The sequence below is a fragment of the Arthrobacter sp. 05N33_2 genome (assembly GCF_056397425.1).
The window spans coordinates 1-11,319 of record NZ_JBFTNJ010000086.1; the positions used below are offsets into that span (position 1 = coordinate 1).

At 67.4% G+C, this 11,319-nt stretch carries 12 protein-coding genes; all 12 read left to right on the forward strand.

Annotated elements, in window-relative coordinates; all coding sequences use genetic code 11:
* Positions 1-840 (forward strand): proteasome accessory factor PafA2 family protein (locus tag AC1DHX_RS19065; protein WP_476900356.1); only part of this gene is annotated, 840 nt, incomplete at its 5' end.
* A 90-nt stretch (positions 841-930) separates the two neighbouring features.
* Positions 931-1,134: a ubiquitin-like protein Pup gene (locus tag AC1DHX_RS19070; protein ID WP_476858768.1), complete on the forward strand. Its 204-nt coding sequence runs from the start codon at positions 931-933 to the stop codon at positions 1,132-1,134.
* A gap of 86 nt (positions 1,135-1,220) precedes the next feature.
* Positions 1,221-2,063, forward strand: coding sequence for a proteasome subunit beta (gene prcB / locus AC1DHX_RS19075; RefSeq protein ID WP_028275579.1), 843 nt, complete (start codon positions 1,221-1,223; stop codon positions 2,061-2,063).
* A gap of 1 nt (position 2,064) precedes the next feature.
* Positions 2,065-2,772, forward strand: coding sequence for a proteasome subunit alpha (prcA, locus tag AC1DHX_RS19080; RefSeq protein ID WP_476900357.1), 708 nt, complete (start codon positions 2,065-2,067; stop codon positions 2,770-2,772).
* A 1-nt stretch (position 2,773) separates the two neighbouring features.
* Entirely contained in the window at positions 2,774-4,138 is a 1,365-nt protein-coding gene (gene pafA, locus AC1DHX_RS19085) for a Pup--protein ligase (RefSeq protein WP_476900358.1), read from the forward strand.
* A gap of 111 nt (positions 4,139-4,249) precedes the next feature.
* Positions 4,250-5,185 carry an FKBP-type peptidyl-prolyl cis-trans isomerase gene (locus AC1DHX_RS19090; protein WP_476900359.1) on the forward strand — a complete coding sequence of 312 codons (936 nt, stop codon included), beginning with the start codon at positions 4,250-4,252 and terminating at the stop codon, positions 5,183-5,185.
* 48 nt (positions 5,186-5,233) lie between these two features.
* A complete protein-coding gene (locus AC1DHX_RS19095; RefSeq protein WP_028275583.1) occupies positions 5,234-5,629 on the forward strand; it encodes an FKBP-type peptidyl-prolyl cis-trans isomerase in 396 nt (131 codons plus the stop codon).
* 108 nt (positions 5,630-5,737) lie between these two features.
* Complete coding sequence (locus AC1DHX_RS19100; protein WP_476900360.1) at positions 5,738-7,783, forward strand: helix-turn-helix transcriptional regulator; 2,046 nt, start codon at positions 5,738-5,740, stop codon at positions 7,781-7,783.
* 5 nt (positions 7,784-7,788) lie between these two features.
* Positions 7,789-8,184, forward strand: a complete 396-nt coding sequence (locus tag AC1DHX_RS19105) for a hypothetical protein (protein WP_476858558.1) — start codon at positions 7,789-7,791, stop codon at positions 8,182-8,184.
* A gap of 35 nt (positions 8,185-8,219) precedes the next feature.
* Complete coding sequence (tatA, locus tag AC1DHX_RS19110) at positions 8,220-8,489, forward strand: Sec-independent protein translocase subunit TatA (protein ID WP_018772900.1); 270 nt, start codon at positions 8,220-8,222, stop codon at positions 8,487-8,489.
* 48 nt (positions 8,490-8,537) lie between these two features.
* Complete coding sequence (tatC, locus tag AC1DHX_RS19115; protein WP_476858767.1) at positions 8,538-9,332, forward strand: twin-arginine translocase subunit TatC; 795 nt, start codon at positions 8,538-8,540, stop codon at positions 9,330-9,332.
* Positions 9,333-9,356: 24 nt separating this feature from the next.
* The coding region (locus AC1DHX_RS19120; protein WP_476900361.1) for a DEAD/DEAH box helicase at positions 9,357-11,319 on the forward strand (1,963 nt) is incomplete at its 3' end.

Genomic DNA, 11,319 nt, shown 5'->3' on the forward strand with positions numbered 1-11,319 from the left:
CCCCACGCCACCGCGGACAAATACCGCAGGCTGCACGTCATCATCGGCGACGCCAACCTCAGCCAGGCCTCCAACTTCCTCAAGTTCGGCACCACCGCGATGGTCCTGAGCCTGATCGAGGCCGGGCTGGCGCCGCGGATCGAAGTCCATGAGCCCGTCGCCGCGCTGCAGGCCGTCAGCCACGACACCTCGCTCACCGGGTTGCTGCGCCTGGGCGACGGCCGGCGGATCAGCGCCCTGGACCTCCAGTGGATCTATTTCGAGGCCGCCTCCAAGCACGCGCAGGACACCGGCGTCGCGGACGCCGTGGACGGTGACGGCCACACCCACGAGGTCCTGGAGCGGTGGTCCGCCACGCTGAGCGAACTCGGCGGTGACCGGGCGGCGGCCGCATCCTCAGTCGAGTGGCTCGCCAAACTGTCCCTGCTCGAGGGCTACCGCCAGCGTGACGGCCTGGGCTGGGACAACGCACGGCTGGGTCTCGTGGATCTGCAGTGGGCCGACATCCGCCCCGAAAAAGGGCTCTATTACCGGCTGCTGGCGCGCGACCGGATGCACCGAATCGTCGACGACGCCGCGATTGCCCGTGCGGTGACCGAACCGCCGTCGGACACGCGGGCGTACTTCCGCGGGCGCTGCGTCAGCAGGTTCGGTGCAGACCTCGCGGGGGCCAGCTGGGACTCGGTGATCTTCGATGTCCCCGGCCGCGGCAGGCTCCAGCGGGTCCCTACCCGCGAGCCGCTGCGCGGGACCGAAGCCCTCACCGGCGGCCTGTTTGCCAGGCACCGGGAGGCCGGGACGTTCCTGGCGGAACTGCTCGGGCTCAGCCCCGGTTCCTGAAAACAAAGCCCCCCGCGGGTGCCCCGGGCGTGGCACTATTGCTACAGGATGTCCCTTAGGAGAAAAGGGACGGACATGAAGGAGAAAACAATGGCAGGCCAGGAGCAGCAGCAGCCGCAGTCGCGGGACACCGAGGTTGACGAGGACGTCCCCGCCGCGCCGCCGGCCCCGGCGGACGCCCAGTCGTCGGCAGCCACCCAGGGCGTCGATGATCTCCTCGATGAGATCGACGGCGTGCTGGAGTCCAACGCCGAGGAGTTCGTCCGCGCATTCGTCCAAAAGGGCGGCCAGTAGGAGCGCCGCCGGCCGCCGGATGAGGGCGGCGGGAGGGGCTAAGGGCCGGAAGAGTCGTTGATCCACCACGTTGAGGGAGAGCGTTAGTGCAGGAAACAACAGCCAACCGAGTAGCAGCCAACGCGACGTCCTCATTCACCGAGCATCTGCAGCGCGAACGGCCCGATTTGATGCCCTTCGGCCAAGTGCCTTTCAACCAGTTGCCTGCCGGCGGGCACGCCGGCCAGCCGGGAGCACCGTTGCAGGCCCCGCACGGGACGACGATCGTGGCGATGACCTATGCCGGGGGAGTGCTGATGGCCGGGGACCGCCGCGCCACCATGGGCAACGTGATCGCGAGCCGGCACATCGAGAAGGTCTTTCCCGCCGACCAGTATTCAGTGCTGGGCATTGCCGGGACCGCCGGCATCGCCCTGGACATCACCAGGCTGTTCCAGGTTGAACTCGAACACTACGAGAAGATCGAGGGCACGCTCCTGAGCCTGGACGGCAAGGCGAACCGGCTCGGCGCCATGGTCCGCGGCAACCTGCCCATGGCCATGCAGGGCCTCGCCGTCGTGCCCCTGTTCGCAGGATTCGACCGGCCCGCAGGTTTCGGCCGGCTCTTCTCCTACGATGTCACGGGCGGCCGCTACGAGGAACAGGAGCACCACGCGGTGGGATCCGGCTCGATGTTCGCCCGCGGCGCGCTGAAGAAGCTCTGGCGTCCCGGCCTCTCGGAGCAGGACGCAGTGGCGGTCGCCGTCGAGGCCCTGTACGACGCCGCCGACGACGACTCCGCCACCGGCGGCCCGGACCCCGTCCGGCAGCTATGGCCGGTGGTGTACATCGTGAACCGGACAGGCGCCTTCCGGGTACCGGACCGCGACCTTGCCGCCGTGGCCGGCCGCGTCATCGAATCCCGCACCGTCGCCCAGCGGGAGGCCTGAGATGACCCAGCAGTTCTATGTATCTCCCGAACAACTGATGAAGGACCGTGCGGACTTCGCACGGAAGGGCATCGCCCGCGGACGTTCGGTGGTGGTCATCAGTTGCCGGGACGGGATTGCCCTCGTGGCGGAGAACGCGTCCCCGTCGCTGCACAAGATCGGCGAGATCTACGACAAAATCGCGTTCGCGGCCGTCGGGAAGTACAACGAGTTTGAGAGCCTGCGGCAAGCCGGGGTGCGGTATGCCGATGTCCGGGGCTATTCCTACGACCGCGAGGACGTCACGGCCCGCGGCCTCGCCAGCGTGTACGCACAGAGCCTCGGCGCGGTGTTTACGGCCGAACAGAAACCCTTCGAGGTCGAACTGGCCGTGGCCGAAGTCGGTCAGGCCCAGGAGGCGGACCATCTGTACCGGCTGACCTTTGACGGGTCSATCGCCGACGAGMACGGCTTYATWGTGATGGGCGGCCAGGCGGACAAGGTCTCSGARGCKGTCGCRGCGGGYTGGCAGGGCSAACTCGACTTYGCSGGCGCCATCMGGCTGGCCCTCGCCGGGCTCGTGGCGGACAAGGAAACCACCACCCTGCCCGTATCCGCACTGGAAGTTGCGGTACTGGACCGGGGATCGGAAAGCGGCCGCGGCACCCGCCGGGCGTTCCGCCGGCTCGAGGACCCGGACATCGTGGCATTGCTGGCTGAGGAGAAGTGAGATGGACAAGCGCATATTCGGCATCGAAACCGAATTCGGAATTTCCTATTCAAGCCCGGAGTCCCGGCCGCTGGCACCGGAGGAAGTAGCCCGCTACCTCTTCCGCAAGGTGGTCAGCTGGGGACGGTCCTCCAACGTCTTCCTGACCAACGGCTCGCGCCTTTACCTGGACGTCGGGTCGCACCCGGAATACGCCACCGCCGAGTGCGACGACCTCGCCCAGCTGATCGCCCATGACCGTGCCGGGGAACTGATCCTGTGCGACCTCGTGGACGAAGCCCAGGAACGGCTGGCGGCGGAGGGATTCAACGGCACCGTATACCTGTTCAAGAACAACACGGATTCGGCCGGGAACTCCTACGGCAGCCACGAAAACTACCTCATCCCGCGGCGCGGGGAATTTTCCCGGCTTGCGGAAATCCTCATCCCGTTCCTCGTGACCCGCCAGCTGATCGCCGGGGCCGGCAAGATCCTCAAGACCCCGCACGGGGCGACCTTCGCGTTCTCCCAGCGGGCCGACCACATCTGGGAAGGCGTCTCCTCCGCCACCACCCGCTCCAGGCCCATCATCAACACCCGGGACGAGCCGCACGCGGACGCCGAGTTCTACCGGCGCCTGCACGTGATCGTGGGCGACTCCAACATGTCCGARACGACGGCGCTGCTCAARRTCGGSACSGTSGACCTSATCCTGCGGATGATCGAGGCCGGGGTSATCATGCGCGACATGCGGATGGAGAACCCGATCCGCAGCATCCGGGAAATCTCCCACGACCTCAGCGGCCGGGCACTGGTCCGGCTCGCCAACGGCCGGCAGCTCACGGCCCTGGAAATCCAGCGCGAATACCTGGGCAAGGTGACCGCGTTCGTGGCCGAACACGGCGCGCACAACCCCCACGTGCCGCTGATCCTGGACCTCTGGGAGCGCACGCTGGACGCCATCGAAAGCGGCGACACGAGCACGATCGATACCGAAGTGGACTGGGCCATCAAGAAAAAGCTCATGGACAACTACCGGGAACGGCACGGGCTGGGCCTTGACGCTCCCAGGATTGCGCAGCTGGACCTGACCTACCATGACATTTCCCGTGGCCGCGGGCTCTTCTACCTGCTCCAGGCCCGCGGGGCCGTGCGCCGCGTGGTGGACGACACCGCGGTCAAGGACGCGGTGGATGCCCCGCCGCAAACCACGCGCGCCAAACTCCGCGGCGACTTCGTCCGGCGCGCCCAGGAACTCGGCCGCGACTACACCGTGGACTGGGTCCATCTGAAGCTGAACGACCGCGCCCACCAGACCATCCTGTGCAAGGATCCCTTCCGGAGCGTGGACGACCGGGTGGATGCGCTGCTGGACTCGATGGGCTGATACCCAGCTTCGCACGTTATTCTGGGGTAGGGCCGCCCTGCGGCCGCCGCTTTCTTTGCCACGGGAAACCGAACGGCACTGAGTCCACCCTGCCTCGACGAAAGTTTCCAATTGCGCCGACTACTAGCAATTCTTCTTCCCGGACTGCTGCTGCTGACCGCCTGCGGCGGCAACGAAGCGCCTCCGGCTCCGGAACCCACCAGCCAGTCCGCCGGTGAGACCGCCAAGCTGGACTCGGTCAAATTGACTGAGAACGGTGACAAGAAGGCCCCCGGTGTCGACTTCACCAAGCCGCTCGACGTCAAGGAACCCACTGTCAAGGTGGTCACCGAGGGCAGTGGCGACCGGGTCAAGGCCAACCAGATCGCCGACATTTCGATCRTGGCGTTCAACGGCAAGGACGGCTCCACCCTCGAGGACACGTTCCCTAACGATCCCGAGCCGCTGGAACTGAACGACGAGCTCAAGGGCAGCAGCCCCGTCATCTACAACGCGTTCGTGGGCGCCAAGATCGGCTCGCACCTCGCCCTGGCCGTTCCCGGCCAGGCCGCAGCCGAGGGTGCCGAGGCCAAGCCGACGCAGCTCCTGATCGTCAAGGTGCTCTCAGCCAAGGACGCACCGCCGGTCCTGGACAAGCCCGAAGGCGACGCCGTCACCCCGCCGGCCGGACTGCCGACCGTCAAGGAAAACGACAAGGGCGTTCCGGAGATCTCGGTCGCCGGCGTCAAGGCGCCGACCGCGCTGGTTTCCCAGGACCTCATCACCGGCAAGGGCCAGGCCCTCAAGGAGACCGACACAATCACCGTCAACTACGTCGGCGTCGCCCTCGCCACCGGCAAGGTCTTCGACTCCAGCTTCGAGAGTGGCAAGAAGGCCACCTTCCCGCTGACCGGCGTCATCAAGGGCTGGACCCAGGGCCTGACCGGCAAGACGGTCGGCTCCCGCGTCCTCCTGGTCGTCCCGAAGGACCTCGCCTACGGAGATCAGGGCCAGGGCGACGCGAAGGGCGACCTCGTCTTCGTCGTCGATATCCTCGGCGTCAAGTAATCCACCGCTACAACTGCCACCACTACACGTCACCTCAAAGGAGTAACCATGTCATTTGGACAGCGCAACCTCGACCGCGAGAAGCCGGAAATTGACTTCCCCGTAGGAGACGTCCCCACCGAACTGGTCATCACCGACCTGATCGAAGGGGACGGCGCCGAGGCCAAAGCCGGCGACACCGTCTCCACCCACTACGTGGGCGTCGCCTGGTCCACCGGTGAAGAATTCGACGCCTCCTGGGGCCGCGGCGCGCCGCTGGACTTCAGGGTCGGCGTCGGCCAGGTCATCCAGGGCTGGGACCAGGGCCTGCTGGGCATGAAGGTCGGCGGCCGCCGCCGGCTCGAGATCCCGTCCGAGCTTGCCTACGGTTCCCGTGGCGCCGGCGGGGCGATCGGCCCCAACGAGGCCCTGATCTTCGTCGTGGACCTCGTCGCCGTCCGCTAGTCCCCACCCGCCCCCCGGGGAACGAAGCGCGGTAACAATCGGAAAAGTTCTTCCGGCTGTTGCCGCGCTTTCGTCATTTTCCGCGACCGGCTTTAGTACCCTTGCGGGGTGTCCGCCTCACGTACAGAACGCCTCCTGAACCTGCTCATCGCCCTGCTCAACACCAAGTACGGCCTGCGCCGCAGCGAGCTGCGCGAAAAGGTCTACCACGACACCACGAGCAGTGACGTCGCCTTCGGCCGCATGTTCGAACGCGACAAGGGCGAGCTGCGCCAGTTTGGCTTCGACGTCGAGGCCGTGACGGACACGGGCTGGRGCTCCGACGACCCGGCAACCACCCGCTACCGGATCGGCAAGGAATCGAACCGGCTGCCCGACGTCACCCTCACCCCTGAAGAGTGCACGGTCCTGATCCTCGCGGCCCAGCTCTGGGAGCACGCCGCCCTCGGCTCCGCCGCCGTCGACGCGGTCCGGAAGCTGCAGGCCGCCGGCGGCCTGGTCGACGCCGAACTCCCCACCGGAGTCCAGCCGCGCATCCGCCCCGCCGGCCAGGCCTTCGAGGACCTGGTCGCCGCGATACACGCCCAGCACCCGGTCCGGTTCAGCTACCTCGCCGGCAGCACCGGCCAGGAGCAGGAACGCTTGGTGGAGCCCTGGGGCCTGGGCAGCCGCTTCGGCCAGTGGTACCTCGTGGGCCACGACCGGGGCCGGGGGGACAAACGGTTCTTCCGCCTGTCCCGCCTGACGTCCGCAGTGACCGTCCTGGAGAAGGAGAGCTTCACGCCGCCGGCCGGGTTCAACGTCCGCGCCGAACTGGCCGGCCTGGCCGAGCTGCCGGTGCAGAGCGCCGTGGTCGACGTCGAACACGGGCGGCTCCTGGGCCTCCGCAAACGCGCCCAGCCGCTTCCGGACGCAGTTCCGGACGCAGCGCCGGAGGACGCAGCGCCGGAAGCCGCAGCGCCGGGGCATTCGGCCGGGACGGACCGCCTCGCGGTGCCCTTCCGCGATGCCGAGACCCTGGGCGAGGAGCTGGCCTCCTACGGTCCCCGCGTCACCGTGATTTCACCCCCCGAACTCGCCGGCGCCGTCCACCGCCGCCTCACGGCAGCCGCCGAGTTCGCCGACAGGCCCCTGCCGGATGTGGCCTTCCCGGCGGCGGGCCGCGCCGGCCGTACCCGGAAACGAACCTCGGAGGACCAGCTCAAGCGGATGCTGCAACTCGTCCCGTTCCTTGTCCACAACCAGGGACTGCACATCAGCGAGGTCGCCGCCAGGTTTGGCATCACCCGCAAGGCACTCGAGGACGACCTGCGGATCCTGATCTGCTCGGGCCTCCCGGAGGGGTACCCCGACGATCTGCTGGACATCCAGTGGGACGATGACCACGTATTCATCACCCAGGCCCTGGACCTGACCCGCCCCGTACGGTTCACCGTGGACGAGGCCTGTGCGCTCCTGACCGGCCTGGAGACCCTCAACAGCCTGCCCGAACTCGCCGAAGRCGGCGCCCTGGAATCGGTGACGCTGAAACTCATGGCCGCGGCGGGGGAGGAAGGCGTCAAGGCGGCGGCGCTCTCCGGCCCCGAGGTGGCCCCCGGCAATTCCGCCGTCCTCGACACTGCCCGCGCCGCCCTCGAATCCGGCGCGCAGCTGCACCTGAGGTACTTCTCGGCGCAGCGCGACGCCGTGTCCGAACGCGACGTGGACCCCCTGCGGCTCTATTCGCTGGACAACACGTGGTACCTCGAGGCGTACTGCCACTCCGCCCAGGGCCTCCGCAACTTCCGGCTGGACAGGATCGAAGCCCTTGAGCCCAACGGCCGGCGGGCGGCCGCGACGGCAAAGCCGGCGGACAGCTTTCCGGTGAAACTGTTCACCCCGAACGACGACGACACGGTGGTCCTGGTGGAACTCGCACCCCGCGGCACCGGCCTCGCTGACGACTATTACGCCGAGCGGACCGCGGCCCTGCCTGGCGGCGGAATGCTCGCCGAAATCCGGTTTGGCAGCACGGACTGGCTGCCGATGTTCGTGGCCCAGCACGGCGGGATGGTCCGGATCCTGCAGCCAGAGGCCCTCGCGGCCGCGTCGCGGGAGTGGCTCGCCGCGGCCCTAACGCAATACGAAGCCTTCCCGGATCGCCCGATAGACTGATCAGCATGCCTTGGTGGTCCTGGATCGTTATTTGGATAGCGCTTGTCGCGTTGTCGCTGTTGTTCTTCGGCGTGCTCGGCTTCCGGCTGTTCCGGCAGGCCACGACGACGCTCACCGAATTGGGYGAAGCCGCGGACCGCTTTTCCACCCTGCCTTCACCAGCGGGCACCGGCACCGTTTCAGCGGCCGGTTCGACAGCGGCCGGCGTTGGTGACCCGGTCAGCGCGGACGAGTCCCTTCGGCCGGCGCCCGGCGACGCCATTTTTGCCTCGCCCGCGCGGATGCGACATGATTACCACGCATCCAAGCTCGCCCGGCAAAACGCCCGCCGGCTGCGCCGCATCCAACGCAAGAAGGACCGCGGGCAACCCCAGGCACTGCGCGACATCGAAACGCGTTAGACATAGGATGTATTCAAACGRAAGGACCTCTCCCCATGAGGCTTGAAGGCTGGCATCTCATCATCATCATCGTTCTGGCACTGGTGCTGTTCGCTGCGCCGAAGCTGCCGGGCATGGCCCGCAGCCTGGGCCAGTCGATGCGCATTTTCAAGTCGGAAGTCCGGGAAATGAAGAAGGACGGCACCACCGATGCCAAGGATGGCTCCGAGCCGGTTGAAGGACGGGTCATCAACCACCCGCAGGCCGGCGCACCGGAAAGCCGCACGGGCGACGGAACCGACGTTCCGCCGTCGACCCGCGCCTAAGACCGCATGGCAGTAACCATGAGCCGTCGATCGAACCCCGAGGGGAGGATGGCGCTCCTCGACCACCTCAAAGAGCTGCGCAACCGGCTCTTCAAGGCGGCAATCGCCGTCGTCCTTGGGACGGTAGTGGGTTTCCTTGTCTACCAGCCAATGCTGGCGGCGCTGATCAAGCCGATCCGCGACCTGAATGAACACGAAGGCCGCCAGGCGACCCTGAATTTCGACGGCGTCGCGAGCTCGTTCGACCTCATGATTCAGGTCTCCGTGTTCCTGGGCCTGATTATCGCCAGCCCCGTCTGGCTCTACCAGCTCTGGGCCTTCATCGTGCCGGGGCTGCACAAGAAGGAACGCCGCCTGGCCCTGTCCTTCGTGGCGGCGGCTGTGCCGCTCTTCGTCGGCGGCGTCCTGCTGGCCTGGCTCGTGCTGCCCAACGCGGTCCGTGTCCTGACCGACTTCACGCCGTCGGGCGGCTCCAACTTCATCAGCGCCCAGGTGTACCTGTCCTTCGTGCTGCGGCTGCTGCTCGCCTTCGGCATCGCCTTCCTCCTCCCGGTGGTTCTGTTCGGGCTGAACCTGGCCGGGCTCATCAAGGGCCAGCAGCTGCTCAAGAGCTGGCGGATCACAGTCTTCCTGGTCTGCCTGTTCGCCGCGATGGCCGCTCCCGGCGCCGACGCCATGAGCATGTTCTACCTGGCCGGCCCCATGCTGGCGCTGTTCTTCGCCGCGATCGGGCTGTGCCTGCTCAACGACCGCCGGCGCGAGCGGCGCGCCGTCAAACACGACGCCGAGACCGAAGCCACCGCCGACCACGCCACCCCCAGCTCCGAGCTGGAGAATCTCTAGCCTTTCGCGCACTAGGCTGGAAACATGTCCTCACACCCCGGGCCGGAATCACCGTCCGAACGTTACCGCGCCAGCGTCGAGCGGGCTGCTGAAGCCAAGACCTATCTGGGCGGGTTCATCCGCTCGCTCGAATTTGAACTCGATGACTTCCAGCGCGAAGCATGCCTGTCCCTGCAGGCCGGCCGTGGCGTGCTGGTGGCAGCCCCCACCGGCGCCGGGAAGACGATTGTGGGGGAGTTCGCCATCTATCTGGCCCTCCAGCGTGGGCTCAAGGCGTTTTACACCACCCCCATCAAAGCCCTGAGCAACCAGAAGTACTCTGAACTGGCCGCCAAGTACGGCGCCGCCCAGGTGGGCCTGCTCACCGGAGATACCAGCATCAACGGCGACGCCCCGGTGGTGGTGATGACCACCGAAGTGCTCCGCAACATGCTCTACGCGGATTCGGACACCCTGGATGATCTCGGCTTCGTGGTCATGGACGAAGTCCACTACCTCGCCGACCGCTTCCGCGGCGCTGTGTGGGAGGAAGTCATCATCCATCTGCCCAGCGAGGTCCAGGTGGCGTCCCTGAGTGCCACGGTCTCCAACGCCGAGGAGTTCGGTGCGTGGCTCGACACCGTCCGCGGGCAGACCGATGTGATCGTCTCCGAGCACCGCCCGGTGCCGCTGTGGCAGCACGTCATGGTGGGCCGGAAGATCGTGGACCTGTTTGCCGGTGACACGAGCTTTGACGAGATCGCGCTGCCTGGTGGGGCAACTGCCAGTGGGGCAACTGCCAGTGAGACAAGTGCCAGGGAGGCGTCCGCCGACGCCGTAGCCGAGGCTGTTGTCGGGGGCCCGGCGGCCGCCGTCACCTCGGAAGCGCCCGGGCGGGCCGGCTTCGAGGTCAACCCGGAACTGCTGTCCATGGCCCGGGCCGAGAGCCAGATGAATTTCCGTGGCCGCTTCGGCCACGGCGGCCGGAACCAGCGCCGGCAGCAACGCAGCCAGCGGGACGAACCGCAGGGAGCCCAGCGCAGCCCGGTGCGGAAAGCCAGCCGGCCGCAGGTCATCGCCAGCCTGGACCGGCAGGACCTCCTGCCGGCTATCACCTTCATCTTCTCGCGCGCCGGCTGCGATGCCGCCGTGGCCCAGTGCGTCGCGGCCGGACTCTGGCTGACCAGCGAGGCCGAACAGCAGATCATCGCCCGGCGCGTCGACGAGGCGGCCCAGGACATCCCCTCGGATGACCTCGATGTGCTCGGCTTCTGGAGCTGGCGGGACGGCCTGCTCCGCGGGCTCGCCGCGCACCACGCCGGCATGCTGCCGACCTTCAAGGAGGTTGTGGAGAAGCTGTTCGTCGACGGGCTGGTCAAGGCCGTCTTCGCCACCGAAACACTGGCCCTGGGCGTGAATATGCCGGCCCGCTGCGTCGTGCTCGAAAAGCTGGACAAGTTCAATGGCGAGGCCCATGTCAACATCACGGCGGGGGAGTACACCCAGCTGACGGGCCGCGCCGGCCGCCGCGGCATCGACGTCGAGGGCCACGCCGTCGTGCTGTGGCAGCCCGGAACGGATCCGGCCGCCGTCGCCGGCCTGGCCTCACGGCGGACCTACCCGCTGAACTCCAGCTTCCGGCCCACGTACAACATGTCGATCAACCTTTTGGCGCAGTTCGGCCGGCCGCGCGCCCGGGAGATCCTCGAGTCATCCTTTGCCCAGTTCCAGGCGGACCGATCCGTGGTGGGACTGGCCCGGCAGGTCAGGAGCCGGGAAGAATCCATTGCCGGGTTCAGCAAGGCCATGACCTGCCACCTGGGCGACTTCACCGAATACGCGAGGCTGCGGCGGGCCCTGGGCGATGCCGAAACCATGGCCTCCCGGAGCACGTCCCGGGCCAGGAAGTCCTTGACCGAGGACTCCCTGAGCAGGCTGCTTCCGGGTGATGTGGTGGATGTTCCGGCCGGGAAGTCGCCCGGGCTCGCGGTGGTGCTCAGCTCCGACC

What these genes read in the sequence shown, in the direction of transcription:
- AC1DHX_RS19070 (WP_476858768.1), top strand. Translation starts at nt 931, where the DNA reads ATGGCAGGCCAGGAGCAGCAGCAGCCGCAGTCGCGGGACACCGAGGTT.
- AC1DHX_RS19095 (WP_028275583.1), top strand. Translation starts at nt 5,234, where the DNA reads ATGTCATTTGGACAGCGCAACCTCGACCGCGAGAAGCCGGAAATTGAC.
- tatA (WP_018772900.1), top strand. Translation starts at nt 8,220, where the DNA reads ATGAGGCTTGAAGGCTGGCATCTCATCATCATCATCGTTCTGGCACTG.
- tatC (WP_476858767.1), top strand. Translation starts at nt 8,538, where the DNA reads ATGGCGCTCCTCGACCACCTCAAAGAGCTGCGCAACCGGCTCTTCAAG.